Source organism: Thalassospira sp. MCCC 1A01148, from assembly GCF_001613795.1.
Classification (GTDB): Bacteria; Pseudomonadota; Alphaproteobacteria; order Rhodospirillales; family Thalassospiraceae; genus Thalassospira.
Window position 1 is genome coordinate 1 of record NZ_LPVZ01000021.1, and the last position, 17,843, is coordinate 17,843.

At 55.4% G+C, this 17,843-nt stretch carries 16 protein-coding genes and 1 tRNA gene; 2 read left to right on the forward strand and 15 right to left on the reverse strand.

Features of this window, described 5'->3' with window-relative positions; translation table 11 throughout:
* Window positions 1–71 precede the first annotated feature (71 nt).
* From AUQ43_RS16345 to cysE, 13 genes are all read right to left on the reverse strand, one after another.
* Window positions 72–148: transfer RNA gene (locus tag AUQ43_RS16345), tRNA-Met, on the reverse strand.
* 171 nt (window positions 149–319) lie between these two features.
* Window positions 320–1,465 carry a tRNA 2-thiouridine(34) synthase MnmA gene (mnmA, locus tag AUQ43_RS16350; RefSeq protein ID WP_062957391.1) on the reverse strand — a complete coding sequence of 382 codons (1,146 nt, stop codon included), beginning with the start codon at window positions 1,463–1,465 and terminating at the stop codon, window positions 320–322.
* Window positions 1,466–1,665: 200 nt separating this feature from the next.
* Complete coding sequence (gene tenA / locus AUQ43_RS16355; protein WP_062957392.1) at window positions 1,666–2,364, reverse strand: thiaminase II; 699 nt, start codon at window positions 2,362–2,364, stop codon at window positions 1,666–1,668.
* 143 nt (window positions 2,365–2,507) lie between these two features.
* The gene (gene iscX / locus AUQ43_RS16360) at window positions 2,508–2,705 is read right to left on the reverse strand and encodes a Fe-S cluster assembly protein IscX (RefSeq protein WP_062957586.1); all 198 of its coding nucleotides are present in this window, start codon (window positions 2,703–2,705) and stop codon (window positions 2,508–2,510) included.
* A gap of 58 nt (window positions 2,706–2,763) precedes the next feature.
* A complete protein-coding gene (locus tag AUQ43_RS16365; protein ID WP_062957393.1) occupies window positions 2,764–3,099 on the reverse strand; it encodes a ferredoxin family 2Fe-2S iron-sulfur cluster binding protein in 336 nt (111 codons plus the stop codon).
* A gap of 155 nt (window positions 3,100–3,254) precedes the next feature.
* On the reverse strand, window positions 3,255–5,153 hold the full coding sequence (gene hscA, locus AUQ43_RS16370; RefSeq protein WP_062957394.1) for a Fe-S protein assembly chaperone HscA: 1,899 nt from the start codon (window positions 5,151–5,153) through the stop codon (window positions 3,255–3,257).
* Window positions 5,154–5,179: 26 nt separating this feature from the next.
* Complete coding sequence (gene hscB / locus AUQ43_RS16375; RefSeq protein ID WP_062957395.1) at window positions 5,180–5,800, reverse strand: Fe-S protein assembly co-chaperone HscB; 621 nt, start codon at window positions 5,798–5,800, stop codon at window positions 5,180–5,182.
* Window positions 5,801–5,947: 147 nt separating this feature from the next.
* On the reverse strand, window positions 5,948–6,289 hold the full coding sequence (locus AUQ43_RS16380) for an iron-sulfur cluster assembly accessory protein (protein ID WP_062957396.1): 342 nt from the start codon (window positions 6,287–6,289) through the stop codon (window positions 5,948–5,950).
* 44 nt (window positions 6,290–6,333) lie between these two features.
* Window positions 6,334–6,738: a Fe-S cluster assembly scaffold IscU gene (gene iscU / locus AUQ43_RS16385; protein WP_062957397.1), complete on the reverse strand. Its 405-nt coding sequence runs from the start codon at window positions 6,736–6,738 to the stop codon at window positions 6,334–6,336.
* 92 nt (window positions 6,739–6,830) lie between these two features.
* Window positions 6,831–8,054 carry an IscS subfamily cysteine desulfurase gene (locus AUQ43_RS16390; protein WP_062957398.1) on the reverse strand — a complete coding sequence of 408 codons (1,224 nt, stop codon included), beginning with the start codon at window positions 8,052–8,054 and terminating at the stop codon, window positions 6,831–6,833.
* Between the two features lie 28 nt (window positions 8,055–8,082).
* Window positions 8,083–9,210, reverse strand: coding sequence for a cysteine desulfurase family protein (locus AUQ43_RS16395; RefSeq protein ID WP_062957399.1), 1,128 nt, complete (start codon window positions 9,208–9,210; stop codon window positions 8,083–8,085).
* A gap of 49 nt (window positions 9,211–9,259) precedes the next feature.
* On the reverse strand, window positions 9,260–9,742 hold the full coding sequence (locus AUQ43_RS16400) for an Rrf2 family transcriptional regulator (protein WP_062957400.1): 483 nt from the start codon (window positions 9,740–9,742) through the stop codon (window positions 9,260–9,262).
* A 77-nt stretch (window positions 9,743–9,819) separates the two neighbouring features.
* Complete coding sequence (gene cysE / locus AUQ43_RS16405; RefSeq protein ID WP_084272147.1) at window positions 9,820–10,539, reverse strand: serine O-acetyltransferase; 720 nt, start codon at window positions 10,537–10,539, stop codon at window positions 9,820–9,822.
* A gap of 245 nt (window positions 10,540–10,784) precedes the next feature.
* Between cysE and AUQ43_RS16410 the strand changes: the two genes are divergently transcribed.
* Window positions 10,785–11,423, forward strand: a complete 639-nt coding sequence (locus AUQ43_RS16410; RefSeq protein ID WP_062957401.1) for an alpha/beta hydrolase — start codon at window positions 10,785–10,787, stop codon at window positions 11,421–11,423.
* Window positions 11,424–11,465: 42 nt separating this feature from the next.
* On the opposite strand, the gene AUQ43_RS16415 is transcribed toward AUQ43_RS16410, so the two are convergent.
* Window positions 11,466–12,581 (reverse strand): anhydro-N-acetylmuramic acid kinase, encoded by a 1,116-nt coding sequence (locus tag AUQ43_RS16415; protein WP_062957402.1) that lies wholly within the window; start codon window positions 12,579–12,581, stop codon window positions 11,466–11,468.
* A 188-nt stretch (window positions 12,582–12,769) separates the two neighbouring features.
* On the opposite strand from AUQ43_RS16415, the gene tyrS reads away from it, so the two are divergent.
* Window positions 12,770–14,023 carry a tyrosine--tRNA ligase gene (gene tyrS / locus AUQ43_RS16420; protein WP_062957403.1) on the forward strand — a complete coding sequence of 418 codons (1,254 nt, stop codon included), beginning with the start codon at window positions 12,770–12,772 and terminating at the stop codon, window positions 14,021–14,023.
* Between the two features lie 69 nt (window positions 14,024–14,092).
* Here tyrS and AUQ43_RS16425 read toward each other — a convergent pair whose 3' ends face one another.
* Window positions 14,093–17,605 (reverse strand): AsmA-like C-terminal domain-containing protein, encoded by a 3,513-nt coding sequence (locus AUQ43_RS16425; protein WP_062957404.1) that lies wholly within the window; start codon window positions 17,603–17,605, stop codon window positions 14,093–14,095.
* Window positions 17,606–17,843 lie beyond the last annotated feature (238 nt).

Genomic DNA, 17,843 nt, shown 5'->3' on the forward strand with positions numbered 1-17,843 from the left:
AATCCTCGATGAAATAAAAAACCTCGCCGGACTTGCGTCGGGCGAGGTCTCAGTCCAAAGGACTGTCTCGTTGGTAGCGGAGGAGGGACTTGAACCCCCGACACGCGGATTATGATTCCGCTGCTCTAACCAGCTGAGCTACTCCGCCACAAGCAATTTTGTGGTGTTCCGTACGGTGCGGAACGAGGCGGTTTTTAAGTCAGGGAGCCGTCCCCGTCAAGCGCCTTTTTGACGATTTTGTCAAAAAACATTCCCGTAAAACCAGCGGGCGAGGAACATCTGCCCTCGCCCGCCTTATTTGGTCATCAAGCGTTGCTGATCAGGCAGCACTGGCTGTGTTGCCGATCAGCTCTTCACGGGTGATCCAGCCGCCGCCAAGGACGCGTTCGCCCTGATAGAAGACACCAGCCTGCCCCGGCGCGATGCCAAACTGGGCATCATGCAGTTCAATGCGGGCTTCGCCGGCGGCTTCGGGGAAGATCGTCGCTGTGGTCGGCTGCATGGCCGAACGCAGTTTGACTTCGACCTCGACCCCGTTTTCATCAATTCCGTCGCCATCAAGCCAGTTCAGTTCGCGGACATAAACCAGTTTCTTAGCAAGTGCGGCCTTTGGCCCAACAATGACCTGACGCTTTTCCGGCGAGAGTTTGACGACATAAAGCGGTTCGGCCGTGCCACCAATGTTAAGCCCACGCCGCTGCCCGACCGTGTAATGGATCAGGCCGCGATGATCGCCCAGCACATTGCCATCAAGATCAACGATCTCGCCCGGCTCACCGGCTTCGGGACGGAGCTTTTCGACCAGACGGGCATATTTGCCATCCGGGACAAAGCAGATGTCCTGACTGTCGGGTTTATCGGCAACTTCAAGACCATATTTGGCGGCCAAGGCACGGGTTTCCGCCTTGCTCATCAAATGACCCAGCGGGAAGCGCAGGAAATCGAGCTGTTCCTGGGTCGTGGTGAACAGGAAATAGCTTTGATCGCGGTTGGGATCGGCTGCGCGGTGCAATTCAGCACGGCCATTGGCGCCGAGTTTCCGCTGCACATAATGGCCGGTCGCCATGCAATCCGCACCCAGATCATAAGACGTTTCAAGCAGATCGCGGAATTTGACGGTCTGGTTGCATTTCACGCACGGGATGGGGGTTTCGCCGCGCATGTAGCTGTCGGCAAAATCATCGATCACTTCTTCGCGGAAGCGGGATTCGTAGTCCAGAACGTAATAGGGAATGTCGATATCCTCGGCCACCTTGCGCGCATCATAAATATCGCGCCCGGCACAACAGGATTTCGCACGGGTCGGGGCATTGGCCCCCATATCATAAAGCTGAAGCGTGATGCCCACCACGTCATAGCCTTCTGATTTCAGAAGGGCCGCAACGGCCGAGCTATCAACCCCGCCCGACATGGCAACAACCACGCGGGTATCTTCCGGGGCTTTATCAAAGCCAAGAGAGTTCATGTTTCTCACCCATCCGTGGGTCAAGGCCACGGCGACAAGAGGTTAATTCAAACACACCAAGCGGTGCACTGGATTCCCGCCTGCGCGGGCATGACGGCAACGATAATCTGTCATTCCCGCGCAGGCGGGAATCCAACGGATAACGGGCGGCATAATGCCACCCGCACGTAATCTTTCGAGCTTATATAGGCGATATCGGCCTATTTTGCCAGATCAAGTCCCATTTGCCAGAAATCGGCTTCAAGACGGCTTGCCATGGTAAAGGTCTCAACCAGCCCTTCGAGGCGGCGAGGCCCCCCGCGCGTGGCGGATGTATGTTCAAGCAACTCGATCTCGGCCTTTGCCACGTCCTGAAATTCTTTGGACGCATACATTTCAATCCATGCCCGATATGGATTGCCGTCAAGCACAGTATCAGAACTTGCCATCAAGCGGTTTGCGATTTCGGCATAGCCCACCATACAGGGCATCAGGGCCACCTGCAGGTCCACCACATCGCCCTGATGGCCGCGATCAAGCACATAGCGGGTATAGGCGATGCAGGCGCGTGCTTCGGGCTGGGCAATGATATCGGCCTCGGACAAACCCCATCCTTCGCAAAATTCCAGATGCAGCTTCATTTCCATATCAAGGATGGCATGGACCGTACCCGAAAACTGGCGCATGGCATGCAGGTCTTCGGCCTTATAGACCGCCAGCGCATAGGCACGCGAAAACTGGATCAGAAACAGGTAGTCCTGAATCAGGTAGTGCTTGAATGCGGCTTCCGGCAGCGTGCCATTGCCAAGCTGCTTGATAAAGTCATGACAGACATAGCTTTGCCAGGCATCGGGCGCACAGGTGCGCAACTTGCCAAACAGGCTGTCGGCCGGAATGATGTCGGTGAAGGTGGCGCTCATGGTGTCCTGCCCTGCACTTTTGGTTACGGATATGAAAAGGCCAGCCTGCGGAGGATTTCCGGGCTGGCCTATTTGATCTGTCGACTTCGGTGGGCTTTACCATGGATTCCCGCCCAGGCGGACACCCATTCCGTCAGTCCCGATCAGTCTTCGCGTTCGTCGATCCAGGCCATCTGGATGGCTTCGAGAATTTTCTCGTTCGATTTATCGGGATCGTCTTCGAACCCTTCAAGCTCGGTAACCCACTTGTGCAGGTCGGTAAAGCGAAGGTTGAGGTTATCCTTGTCAGGATGGGCATCCTCAAGCTCGATCGCGATGTCCTGAATATCTGTCCAACGCATATCTGTCTCCTTTGGCGCCAAGGCGGTCACCCGCCCGGTCAGCAGAAGGTGATAAAACTTACTTGTCGACCATCATGTTACGGGTCGCGGACGGCAGGGTCACGCGCAGGCCGTCAAGCTCGTCGCTCATGATGATCTGGCAGCCAAGGCGCGACGTTTCGGTCAGGCCAAAGGCAAGATCAAGCATGTCTTCTTCGTCTTCGGACGGCTCGTCGAGCTTGTCAAACCACTCTTCGTCAAGAACAACGTGGCAGGTCGAGCAGGCCAGCGAACCTTCGCATGCGCCTTCCAGATCAATGCCATTCTTGTGGGCAGCTTCCAGAACGGACAGGCCGTCGGCAACTTCGAATTCCTTTTCGGTGCCATCCGGCTCAACAAAAACGATCTTAGGCATCTGTGCCTTTCTCCTCGGTAATACTTTTCGTTCGATCTCTGTTTATGTACGAAGCTTCGCTACGTACTTGTCCGGCCCTGACCTTGGCGGTTGTCGGGGACAATCGCCGCAGTTCGCCGGTTTGTCAATTCTACCGGTGTCGATTAATTCACTTCTCAGTGCACTTCATCGACATTTTGCCCGGCAAGTGCCTGGCGGATCCGGCTATCCATACGGGCCTCGGCAAACGGACGCGATGCATTTTCAAGCGCCTCGGCGGCGTCATTGATGGCTTCGCGGTCCTCGCCAGCCATGGCCGTTTCAAGGTTGGCAATCGCCTGATTGATACTGGCTTCGTCTTCCTTGCTCAGAAGGGCACGGTCGGCCTCCATCGCGGCATTGACCGCCAGAATGTTCCGACGTGCATCAACGCGGGCCTCCGTCAGAACACGCATCTCCATGTCTTCGCGGGCATGTACCATGCTATCGCGCAGCATGGTCGCCATATCGGACTCATTGATGCCATAGGTCGGCTTGACCGCGACTTCCTGTTCCGTGCCCGTGGTTTCCTCGCGGGCCGATACGGTCAGAAGACCATCAGCATCGACATTGAACTGCACGCGAATGCGCGCGGCCCCTGCCGCCATTGACGGAATACCGGTCAAAACAAAGCGCGCAAGCGATCTGCACTGATCGACCATTTCGCGTTCGCCCTGCACCACATGGATCATCATGGCCGACTGGCCATCCTGATAGGTGGTGAATTCCTGTGCCTTGGCGACCGGGATCGGGGTGTTGCGGTCAATGACCTTTTCAACAATCCCACCCATGGTTTCCAAACCAAGCGACAGCGGCGTGACATCAAGCAGAAGGTTATCCGAGCCGCCTGTCAAAGCCTCTGCCTGAAGGGCAGCACCAAGGGCGACAACCTCGTCCGGGTCGATATCGGAAAGCGGTTCCTGTTCAAACAGATCTGCCACCGCCTTGCGCACAGCCGGCACGCGGGTGGAACCACCAACCAGCACCACACCCTTGACGTCTTCGGGCAAGACATCGGCATCATCCAGCACCTGTTCGGTGATGGTGGTCGTGCGCGCAACCAGCTTGGCAATCATGCCATCGAACTGTTCACGGGTAACGCTGTGTTTGGTTTCCTTGCCATTCAAGGGAACGGTCACTTCGACACTGTCCTGATCGGTCAGGCTTTCCTTGACCGTCCGGGCGGCTTTCAAAAGGCGTTTGGCATCGGATGCATCAAGATCATCGGTCGCCCCGCCATCCTTACGTTCCGCCAGAAGGTGCTCTGCGATGGCGTGATCGAAATCATCGCCACCAAGGGCGGCATCCCCACCGGTCGCCTTCACCTGGAAGACGCCCTTTTGCATTTTCAGAAGCGAGATATCAAAAGTCCCGCCGCCAAGGTCATAAACGGCATAAAGTCCCTCTGCCCCGTTATCAAGGCCATAGGCAAGGGCAGCTGCGGTCGGTTCATTGACCAGACGCAGGACTTCGATCCCTGCAAGTTTTGCGGCATCCTTTGTCGCGGTACGTGCGCCATCATCGAAATAGGCAGGAACAGTGATCACGGCCTTCTCGACCGGCTGATCAAGGCTTTCTTCCGCCCGTGTGCGCAGGGATCGCAGGATATCGGCAGAAACTTCGACCGGGGTCAGAACCCGGTTGCCGACATTCAGGCGCACCATCATCGGTTCGCCGTTTTCGGTCTCGGACTTTTCGGGCACTTCAACGTGATACGGCAGTGTCCCCGCGACCGATTTGACATCGTCCAGGCCACGGCCCATCAGGCGCTTGACCGATGAAACCACACGGCTGGCATCGGTATTGATCTGATCGCGTGCGGCTTCGCCCACCACCGGCGTGTCATCGCCATAATAGACAACCGACGGCACAATCGCATTGCCACCGGATTTATCACGCAGGACTTCTGGTTTTTCCGAGTTCGAGATCGCAACAACCGAGTTGGTCGTGCCAAGGTCGATCCCGACAGCAATCTGGCGTTCGTCCTCGTGCGGAAGTGGCGTTTCGCCCGGTTCGTGGATTTTTAGCAGAGCCATCTTTACGTCCAGTCTTTCTTTTATGATCAGGCAGCGGCAAGGCGCGATTTCTTCGCGCGCGCTTCCTCGGTCATTTTCATCAGGTATCTCAGACGGGTGGCCAGTTTTTTGGCCGCGTCATAGGATTTGCTGTCAAAGGCGGCACCAAGGTCCTTTTCACAGGCGCGTGCCTGTTTGCGGGTATCCTTGATCATGGCATCGATCGTGATTTTGTCATCGGCATCATCAAGGGCCTCGCGCATTTCCATCGCTTCCATCAGAAGTCCCGGATCATTGACGGTATGGCCTTCGCCGCCTTCTGGCTCGTGACCGGCCAGACGGAGCATGTAATGCGCCCGCGCGACCGGGTTTTTCAGCGTCTCGAAAGCTTCATTGAGGCTTGCGGCCTGTTGCGATGACAAGGCCTGTTCACGGCCGGATCTGGATGCAAACCGATCAGGATGGAGCTTTTGTTGCTGCTTGAGATAGGTCGCCTCCATCGCATCGACATCAACCGCAAAGGAATGTTCCAGGCCAAAGCGGGTAAAATGATCCAGCTGGCCCGGGGCTTGAATGGCGTTGCAGGTTTCGCAAAACAGTGCGCTTGCTTCGACCGGCCCCTTGCAGGACCAGCAAACCTTGTGCGCAGTTTGTTCGGTATTGCTCACGCGATGCACTTCCGAGGATTAAAAGACAAAAACAAATCAGTTCAAAAAGGTGACCGGTATTCGGTGAAATCACCCTTTTTCAGGCGATGGCCCCGGCGATGTCGCCAGGGCCATAACCATTCAGAAAGCAGGGAAAGCCCGGCCTGATCAGACGTGGAAGGATTCCCCGCACCCGCAACGACCTTTTTCGTTGGGGTTACGGAAAACAAAGCCTTCTTCCATCTTGTCGACCTGGTAATCCATCTCTGTACCAAGCACGAACATGATGGCCTTGGGGTCGATCAGGATTCTCACGCCGTCCTCAAGTTCGACAACTTCTTCGAAGCCATCGGCACCATCAGCATATTCCAGCGTGTAGGACAGGCCCGAGCACCCTTTGCTGCGCACACCCAGCCGGATGCCGTGCGAAGGTTTTCCGCGGCTATCAAGCAACGCCTTGATGTGATCAAGGGCAACCGGTGTGACAGAAATTGGTGACGGTAGAGCCATTTTATTCTCCCAAAATTCCGAAAACGTTGGGGAGTGGGCGCTGCTTATTCAGCAGCGTCCACTTCCACTGCGCCGTTTTTGGTCTTGTAGTCGCTGATTGCAGCCTTGATCGCGTCTTCGGCCAGGATCGAGCAGTGAACCTTGACCGGCGGAAGTGCAAGTTCCTCGGCAATCTGCGAGTTCTTGATCGAACCGGCTTCGTCAAGCGACTTGCCCTTGACCCATTCGGTGATCAGCGAGCTCGACGCAATGGCCGAACCGCAACCGAAGGTCTTGAACTTCGCATCTTCAATGATGCCTTCCGGGGTCACCTTGATCTGCAGCTTCATGACGTCGCCGCAAGCCGGTGCGCCAACAAGGCCGGTACCAACAGACGTTTCGTTCTTGTCCATGGAACCAACATTGCGCGGGTTTTCGTAATGGTCGATCAGCTTTTCACTATAAGCCATGATAGGAATCCTCCTAAAAAGTCCTGAGTCTCTCTCACGAGATAGAATACATATCGAATGTGTCGATAGTACGTTTTCGGTCGTTGTCGTTCTTAGTGCTCAGCCCACTCGATCGACTTGATGTCGATGCCTTCCTGCGCCATTTCCCAAAGCGGGCTCATTTCGCGCAGACGCTCAACTGCGGTGCAGATGGCATCAACGGCTTCGTCGAGCTCTTCCTTGGTGGTGTAGCGACCAATGCCGATACGAAGGGATGTATGGGCCAATTCTTCGTCAACACCAAGAGCACGCAGAACATAAGACGGTTCCAGCGACGCCGACGTGCAGGCAGAGCCCGACGACACGGCAATGTTCTTGATATCCATCAGAAGGCTTTCACCTTCGACATAGGCAAACGAAATGTTCAGGTTGCCGCTAACGCGTTCGTGTTCGTCACCATTGACATAGATGTCTTCAAGACGGTCACGGAAACGCTTGAGCGTGTAGTCACGCAGCTCTTCGATGCGGGCGTTTTCTTCGGCCATTTCGTTGGACAGTATGTCACACGCCTTGCCAAGACCCACGATCAGCGGGGTCGGCAGCGTACCCGAACGCATGCCACGTTCCTGACCACCACCGGTGATCTGTGCAATGACACGCACACGCGGACGACGGCGAACATACAGCGCACCGATGCCTTTCGGGCCATAGATCTTGTGACCGGAAATCGACATCAGGTCGATTTTCATGTCGTCAACGTCAAGGTCGATCTTGCCAACCGCCTGCGCACAGTCGGTGTGGAAGAAGACTTTGCGCTCACGGCAGATTTCACCGATTTCCTTGAGCGGCTGGATAACACCGATTTCGTTGTTCACACCCATGACAGACACGAGTGCGGTTTCGTCGGTGATGGCAGCCTTGAGTTCTTCAAGGTCGATCAGGCCGTTATCCTTAACGCCAAGATAGGTCACTTTGTAACCTTCCTGCTCAAGGTGGCGGGCACTGTCGAGTACGCATTTATGCTCGGTGACAACCGTGATCAGATGCGGCTTCTTCTTGCCGTAGAACTTCATCACGCCCTTGAGTGCGAGGTTATTTGATTCGGTCGCACCCGAGGTAAAGATGATTTCCTTGGCTGATGCGCCGATGATCTTGGCAATCTGACCACGTGCGACTTCAACCGCGTCTTCTGCTTCCCAGCCAAAGCTGTGGTTGCGCGAATGCGGGTTACCGAATTTCTCGGTGAAGTATGGCAGCATTGCCTCGACAACCCGCGGGTCGGTCGGCGTCGTCGCCTGGTAGTCCAGATAAATCGGCTTTGCTTTAAGCTCGTTCATTTTAAAGGCTTCCTCACTCACTCTTTTGTCAGGCAGCGTGACGCGTCTTCTTACGCGCTGCATTGCCCCTCATCCGGCTCCAAACTCGGACAAATGTATCAATATCCTCGGCAGTGCTTTCAAGTCCCAGACTGACCCGAATGGCCGAGCCCGGCTCGTCAACACCCATCTCCTTGAGTACGTGACTTTCACGTACCTTGCCTGAAGAACAGGCAGATCCCGAACTGATGGCCACACCTGCCAGATCCAGTGCCATAACCTGGGTTTCCCCGGGCATTCCAGGCAGGATCAGGCAACTTGTATTCACCAGCCGCTCCGTTCCCTTTGCGGCGATCTGAAGCTCTGGGGCAACAGACGCCAGTTCCGTCTCAAGGCGGTCACGCAAAACTGCAATATCCGCCATCTTTGCCATGTTGGCTTCGGCACGTTTGGCCGCGGCTTCAAAGCCTGCGATCCCGACAACGTTTTCCGTGCCACCACGGCGGTATTTTTCCTGCCCGCCACCCCGGATCTGGGGGACCAGCATTACGCCCGGTGCAATCGCCAGTGCACCGACACCTTTCGGACCGCCGATTTTATGGGCCGAGATCGACACCATATCAACCAGCAAACGGTTCATATCGACCGGCAAACGTCCCAGCGCCTGAACAGCGTCACAATGGACCTTCGCACCATATTCACGCGCCAGCAGACCAACCTTGGCCACCGGCTGAATGACGCCGGTTTCGTTATTGGCCAGCATGACCGACACCAGAACCTTTTGCCCGGCATCCGATGCGTCCTTAAGCATCGTTTCAAGGGCGGCCAGATCAATCACGCCGTTTGCATCCACCGGAATGCGTTTGGCATCGGGCCGTGCTTCGATGACCGAGGGATGCTCGACCGCACTGGTAAATACGGTGACGTCCTCTAATCCGTTTAACGCCAGATTGTTGGCCTCTGTTCCGCCACTGGTGAAAACGATCCGTTCAGAATCGCCCCCCACCAGGTCGGCGATGGTGCGACGGGCATGATCAACGATCTTGCGCGCAGCACGGCCACTGGCATGAACCGATGACGGATTACCTGCAACATCCATCGCAGCGATCATGGCCTGCTTTGCATCATCGCAAAGCGGCGCGCTGGCGTTGTAATCGAGATAAACCTGATCGGCCATCAGTTTAAAATCATCCTTATTCGCATCTGCCCTCGATATAGAGGACCAATTACTGTGCCGCAACCTGCGACGGCTCTTCGATCTGGGTTGTTTTACCCGGGAATGTCCGAAGCGTTCCCGCCACGTTGCGATCCACCACATCAGCAAGGCTGACAGAGGCAAGATAGAGATAAATCTGGTTGCCAAGCTCTTCCCACAGTTCGTGGGTCTGACAACGGCCCTTGTTTCCCTTGCAGCCCTTGGGCGAGCCGGATTTGCAACGGGTTGCACGGATCGGCTCGTCCACAGCCAGAATGACATCGGCCACACGGGTTTCGGTGGCATTGCGTGCCAGCAAATAACCGCCACCCGGGCCGCGCACTGAACGGACCAAGCCGCCCTTGCGCAATTTGCCAAACAGCTGTTCAAGATAAGAAAGTGAAATTTCCTGGCGGTCCGCAATATCTGCAAGTGCGACCGGTCGGTCCTTGCTGCTTTCAGCGAGATCGACCATTGCCATCACGGCATAGCGGCCTTTTGTACTCAGCTTCACGGTGCGTCCTCCTGCCTTGCTTTCGGGTTACCTAAAGCGGGCTTGTTCATTCACATTACGCAATGCATGCGCAAATTCTATTCCGATGATGCGACGATACGCGGTTTTTCAGGTGCGCTTTCCTCGCCGGCTTTTTCAGCCTCCAGCGCGACGACCTTGTCGCGCAGTGTCTTGACTTCACGCCCGAGTTCATCAAGGGCACGTGCCACCGGATCCGGCAGGTCACCAAGCGGCGTACCATAAGCACAGAACCGGTCATCCTGTTCACGACGAACAATCTTGGCCGGAATACCAACCACAGTCGCCCCTTCGGGCACCTCGGAAAGCACAACCGCGTTGCCGCCAACACGTGCATTCTTGCGCACGGTGAACGGGCCAAGGATTTGCGCGCCAGAACCAACAATCACACCATCTTCAAGCGTCGGGTGACGTTTCAGACCGCGCTGACCATCGCTGTTTACACTGGGCGACGTCCCGCCAAGGGTAACGCCCTGATACAATGTTACATCATCACCAAGTTCGGCGGTTTCACCGATCACAACACCCATGCCATGGTCGATAAAGAAGCGCTTGCCGATTGTCGCCCCCGGGTGAATTTCGATCCCGGTCAACCAGCGCAAAATCTGCGACAGGAAACGGGCCGTCAGGCGAAAACCGCGCTGCCACAGCCAGTGCGTACCACGATACCCCATGATCGCATGGAACGCCGGATAGCTGATCACGACTTCCCAGCGGGATCGCGCCGCGGGGTCACGGGCAATCATCGCGTCAATTTCCTGACGAATTAGCTTGAACATGGGGCGGTCCACTGTGTAATTAGTACCTTCGATTCCCGGCAACCGCTTCTACGCCCAGCCTCGCGCAGATCGCGAAAGCGGGTGAGACACGCAACATCGGGTTAGCCGGAATATAGGATAACCGAGTAACTTGGTCAAGTATTTGCCCAACGCAATTTATGCACAAACACGAAAAAACTCACAAAAACACTCGGATATTTTTGTTACACACATCTTTCCATTCGTGGACAGGAGCAGTCAGATCCATGCCTGAGGTCATTTTTAACGGCCCCGAAGGTCGCCTTGAAGGTCGCTACCATCATAACGGCGCTGACGATTCGCCCATCGCACTTATCCTCCATCCAAACCCGCAACAGGGCGGCACAATGAATAACAAGTTGTGCTTCAACATGTTCAACATGTTCAAGGATCGCGGCTATTCCGTCATGCGGTTCAACTTCCGCGGCGTGGGTCGCTCACAGGGTGTCTTCGATCAGGGCATCGGCGAACTGTCTGATGCGGCATCCGCGCTTGACTGGATGCAGACCTATAACGCCAATGCACGCGCAACCTGGGTCGCCGGTTATTCGTTCGGTTCCTGGATCGGCATGCAGCTTCTGATGCGCCGTCCGGAAATTGACGGATTTATTTCGGTCGCAGCCCCGGCAAGTGAACATGACTTCACCTTCCTTGCGCCCTGCCCGTCATCCGGCATTCTGATCCACGGCAGCCAGGACACCAACATCCCGGTGGCATCGGTTAACAAACTTGCCGACAAACTCAATGCCCAGAAGGGTATTGAAGTCGACATGTGCGCGATTGACGGTGCCGATCACTATTTTGCCAAACAGCAAGATGACGTGATCAAGCATTCGATTGCCTATCTGGACAAGCGCGGCGCGTAACGCGCTATATGCTTTATAAGCATAAAACGAAAGGCCGCCTGATCAGGCGGCCTTTTTTGTTGTGTACAGCTTTCCACCACAACACGGTTCCGGGACACCGGTTGTTCCGGGGAAACTTAGCGGCAAATCACGCAAATGTCTCACGGCCAGAAAACCAAAACATTCCGCCTCAACCGCATCACCATCCCAATTCAGCTCGTCCACCGAGCGTACCAGCACATCAAGACGGGCTGCAAGTGTCGCCATGATGTAATCATTATGTCGCCCGCCACCGCAGACGAACCAGCCTTTCGGCGCACTTGGCAAATGGTTCACACCGGCAACAATGGCTGCCACCGTGCAATTGGCAAGCGTTGCCGCCCCGTCAGGCACATTCAGCTTGGCCTCGACCACCAGCCCGTCGATGCGTGCTGCCATATCTTCGCGATCAAGTGATTTCGGCGGGATTCGATCAAAATACGGGTCTTCAAGGAATTTGACCTCAACCATCGGGTCGCCCGTACCCGACGCGGCCGTTGCCCCGTTCAAATCGACCGGATTGCCGGTATGGCGCAGCATCCAGTCATCAAGCCTGGCATTGCCCGGCCCACAGTCAAAGGCCAGCAATGCATCGTCCGCATCAATATAGGTGACGTTTGAGACCCCACCAATGTTCAACACCGCCACAGGCAATTCCACACCGGCACTTTTGATCAGGGCTGCATGATAGACCGGGGCAAGTGGCGCCCCCTCACCCCCGGCCGCCACATCCGCCAACCTGAAATCGGCCACCACCGGAATGCCGGTTTGTTGGGCAAGCATGTGCGGCGTTCCGATCTGGCGCGTGATCCCATTACCCGGTTCATGAAACACCGTCTGACCGTGAAATCCGATGACGCCAACATCAGCTGCTGAAACGCCGGATTTATCAAGCAGCATGTTAACGGCGTCAACATGGACCTGTGTCAGATCATCGGCCACGACATGTTCGCTGTTGGTCGCACTGCGATTGCCAAAACAGTCGCGCATGCGTTCACGCAATTCCGGGGCATAGGGCACAAAAACCGACTGCCCCGTTCGGCGTACCTCGATGCCATCGGTTTCAATTAGGGCCGCATCCACCCCGTCAAGGGACGTGCCGCTCATCATGCCAATTGCTGTGATCCAGCCTTGTGTCATGTCGTGCTCCGTGCGCGGTAAATTGGTGGTTTAACGCAGACTAGAACGAAATTATCGCGAATTCGTTACCCGGATAGCAGATCTGTTCGCCGATGCGTTGCCGAGCGGATGTTTTCTGTGCTAGATCATCGCCTCCGCACCAATCGGCGGATCGAATTTTCTATCACAACCAACATAGCGCAAAAACCATGACTGAACTGAAGTCTGATTTTCTCCGCGTCATGCATGACCGCGGTTACGTCCACCAATGTACTGATCTTGAAGGCCTTGATGCCTATGCATCGGATAATACGGTGGTGTGCTATGTGGGTTATGATTGCACCGCTGACAGCCTGCATGTCGGATCACTGGTATCAATCATGATGCTTCGCTGGTTGCAGAAAACCGGCCACAAGCCGATCGTCCTGATGGGGGGCGGCACGACCCGCGTTGGTGACCCGACTGGCCGCGATGATGCGCGCCCGGTTCTGACCGATGAAATCATCGAAGCCAACATGGCGGGCATCAAAAAGGTCTTCCAGCAGTTCCTGACGTTTGGTGACGGCCCGACCGATGCGGTCATGGTCAATAACGCCGACTGGCTGGACAAGCTGAACTACATTGAATTCCTGCGTGATTTCGGTCGCCATTTCTCGGTCAATCGTATGCTGAGCTTTGATTCCGTCAAGCTCCGCCTGGATCGTGAACAGTCACTGAGCTTCCTTGAATTCAACTACATGATTCTGCAGGCTTATGACTTTGTCGAACTGAATCGCAACTATGGCTGCACCTTGCAAATGGGCGGTTCGGATCAGTGGGGCAACATCGTCAATGGTGTCGAGCTGGGCCGTCGTGTCGATGACAAGTCGCTGTTTGGCCTGACCACTCCGCTGATGACCACCGCATCGGGTGCGAAGATGGGCAAGACTGCGGCTGGCGCTGTCTGGCTGAATGAAGAACGCCTGTCATCTTATGACTACTACCAGTTCTGGCGTAACACCGAAGACGCAGACGTGATCAAATTCATGCGTCTGTTTACCGAAATGTCGCTGGATCAGATTGCCGAATACGAAAAGCTTGAAGGCTCTCAGATTAACGAAGCCAAAAAGGTTCTGGCATTCGAGGCAGTCAAACTTTGTCGTGGCGAAGAAGCAGCCCTTGCGGCGGCTGAAACCGCCCGCAAAACCTTTGAAGAAGGTGTTCTGGCAGATGATCTTCCGACTGTGGAAGTCGCCAAGGCTGATCTGGATGCCGGCATTCCGGCCTTTGACCTGTTCCGTCGCGCGGAACTTGCCAAATCGGGTGGTGAAGCCCGTCGCCTGATCAAGGGTGGTGGTGCCAAGATCAATGACGAAAAAGTCAGCGATGAAAACGAAACCATCACGGCCGATGCCGTCAATGCGGATGGCGTGATCAAGGTTTCTGCGGGCAAGAAGCGCCACGTGCTGATCAAACCTGTCTGATCACAAAATACCCATTAAAAAGCCCCGCACGACTATCGGCGGGGCTTTTTTTTGTGCTGTGCGATCAGATTAACCCGGTTCGGCACCTGTGATCAGGTTGCGGAACACGCCGGGCACAAAGGTCGAGAGAGGATTGACCGTGATACTTGGTTCATCAAGATCGCCTTCAATCGTGTATGTCGGGGCAAAGATACCGCCCCCCTCTTCACCGACCAGAATATCCCCAAGGAGCGGAATTGCGCCGAGTGCCGAGTTCAGCGCATAGACCGGCACAATCGATCCGGCAAGACGGATCTCGGATTTCGCCAGATCAATCGAACCATTGGCCGTCACCCCGACAGCGGCCCCGTTTGCCGCCACCTTTGAAAGTGACAGGACATCATTTACATAGGTGAAATCGCCATTGAGCGCGTTAAACGAAATACCATTGCCTTGCAAAACATCGCCAAGCCCGGTCAGGGATGCGGCACTCAGGACACGGGCCGCAATCGGTGCGTTAACGACGCGAAATTCATCAATGCTCGCCTGACCGGTGAAGGGCTGGGAAACATCACTTTCATCGACCGTGCCTTCAATCGTCATGCGCCCGCCCAGTAGGTTGTCATACATATCAACCGCACGCAGGAAACGACCGGCATCTTCACTGGTGAGAGTTACCTTGCGTGTCTGGAAATCCTCGCGGACAACCTGGGCAAACACGTTTGCACGGTCGCCAAATGCCCCATTAAGGACAAGACGGTCCCATTCCTGCCCGACCGTGTGGATCGAACCACGCACATCGGCCAGCAGTTCTCCATTGGCCATGACCATTTGCTCGATGTTCAGGAACACTTCCGTGCTTCCGCCGGAGCGTTCGGCACGTTCGCCAATCCCACCGCTATTGGCGTCCGACAGGTCCATGCGCCTGTCCTCGCCGTCGTCGTCTTCATCCACGATCCACGGGGTGGCGATCAGTTGGCGGGCGGTGATTTCCAGTTCGCGTTGGTCGCCTTCCTGACGCAGTGTGATTTTGCCATCATTCAGAAGCGGTTCTTCGCCTTTTAAAAGGAAGCCATCGGCTGCAAGCGTGACAAGATAGTTCTGCGCGTCTGGTTCAGGATCAGGTGTTTTTTCTTCGGATGCCTCATCATCGATGAACGAACGCAGATCAAACTGCGCACCTCGAAGATCAATCAGCACTCTTTCGTCTTCTTCCATACGAACAGTGCCGACAATACCGATATTCTCGCGGAATCGGGTGTCTTGCAGCTCGACCATCCATTTGTCGGCCATGACGTTATCACCACGCCAGCTACCACTTCCGCTTGCTTCAACGGCAGGTGCCGAAATCGCGAAACTATCGACCACCCCGCCACCATCAAACTGGACGGCAACATCAAACCTGGCCGACGCGGCAGCACCCGGTTCCTTGCGATAGCCGATTGTTTCAGTCGGAACGGAAATTCTGACATCGGCAAGATCAATATCACCAACCACGCGCACCGCGTCGGAGGCAACCTGAATATCAAGATCGCCCTTTGCCATCCCGTTCAGGTACGGCCCCGGGTCAAGTTCGATATCAGGCAGAACCGCAAGATCAAGATCGCCCGACAGTTTGTAGTGACTTCTGACAGCCGCAGCGTCGTCAAACGTTTCCACCCAGTTGATGTTGGTGGTGCCGCGGCCAATGGTTGCCGTACCGCCCAGCTCCAGCCCCTTGGTATTGACCTGCAATTCAAAGCTGCCATCAGCGATGTCCATGCCGCGAAATGCCGACGCAATCGCGGCATTTTCAATGCGCGATGCTGCTGCAACCTCAACATCATCAAAAGTCACATCACGCAAAAGCGGAAAATTCAGACGCACGCGCGTGGCTTGATCACCCCTGATCCGGGCCGGGTCAATGCCCAGACGGGTTGCAAAACCAAGCGGTTTTGCCTCGATCAGTTCAAGGGCCTTACGCGCGCTGCCTTGTGCCACAATTTCAATATCGGCGGAGGGCACGGGTTCATGCAACTTCGAGAAGACGATACTGGCATCCGTGACTTGAAGACCATCTGTCTCACCGGTATCGACAAAAATACTGAAACTGGTTTCGTCAAACTCGGCGCGGCCAGCGGCATTCAGCACACTGGGCATTTCACCCAGATAATGTACCGTCACACCCGACATCGTCATTTGGCCGCCAAGATCATCAAGAATAACGTCGTCTGCATCACCCTTATGCAGTTCCGTATGAAGCGTCGCCTGATGAACGATACCTTCGGAAAGGTTGGTGACAACCCATTCACGGGCGTCATATCCAACGCCTTCGGGCCAGAGGCGATCAAGATCATTGGTCGCGACATCCTTGGCCGACGCATCAAGGTTCACCTGCCACTGCCCGAACGGATCAAGCACGACGCCCTGAAGCTTGGCCGACGCATCACCGACATTCATCACAACGTTATCGATGCTGAACCGGCCGGGCACATAGCTTGTGACGATCTGTCCATCTGAAACGCGATAGGTTGCACGCATTTCGTCGGGAAAAGTGATGATGCCACTGCCAACCGAAAGATCCGTCGAGGCAACAAGCAATTCCCCGTTCGGATCAAAAGTTGCCTGCAATTTACCGGACACAGGTACGTAGGCATCGCGCAATTTTTCAAACACATCCGAGATACTGGCAAGGTCGGCCAGCTGCACCTCACCCAGTTCCGCTGCAAGATCAACCTCGCCGGTTTCCCTGCTGTAATCACCAGTCACCTTGACCTCGGTTGAGATATCCCCCGCACTGACCAGCATGGAGGCTTCTGCCCCGATCCCGAAAGCCTGACGTGATAGCATGATATCGGCTTGTGGTGCGGCCCAGACAATTCCGATTTTCTCATCGCGCACCTGAAGATCAGCATTGACGATCCCAAAGCTTTCAAAATAGGCCGCAGCCGGAATATCGGTACGCTCGCCCGACAGAATGGCAAAGACATCTTGCAGAACAGAGTTTGCGGAACGCTCGACGGTTGGGGATTCAGACGTCACTTCCGGAATAGGGTCAAGTTCTGCCTCTGGTGCGCCGGGCAGCTCAATCGTGACGGATGATCCACGACCTTTTTCATAGGTTTGCGCCGCAGGGGCCGTAACATCATTTGCTTGATCTGTGTCTTCGGCCAGGGCCACGACATCTTCTGCGGTGTCTGTGGCAACATAGCCGATATCGATCTTGCCATCCGCGCTGCGTTCAAGACGGATGCGCGGACCAATCAGATTAAGTTCGCGAAGCGCAAGGACGCCTTCAAACAGCGCCTTGCTGGAAAACACCACATCGGCTTCGGGAACGTTAAGGAGCTCCTGATTGTCGGGGCCAAAGATGCTGACCTGGCGCAAGCCGACATCGAACTTTTCGTCCCAGCCACGCCAGCGCAGAACGATATCGCCCACGGCCAGCCGCGTGTTTCCCATGGATTGATTGAGATGATCGACAATATACGGGGTCAAACGGTGCAGGGACACGGGTTCCTGTGACAGCCGCCAGATGGTGACAGCTGCGAACACGCCGACAAACAGGACGATGGCTGATAACGTCAGCGCCAGCCATCCGGCAAAGGTCTTAACGTGGCGCACTCTTTGTACCCTGTTTTACCGATGTCATGTGCAGCAATATCAACAACCTGTCATATCCGCGATGGTTGTCGATTTGTCATTGGCAACCATATTACCTGAAAGTACCAGACCGTTATTGATCTATTCCCCTTTTTGTCCGATCACAGAAAAGCTAGAAATGGTTAAGTCGTCCTGTTGATCAGGACGCCCAACTCCTTGCAGAGATTATGCAATCAGGCGCAACCCTTTGCATAGCGCG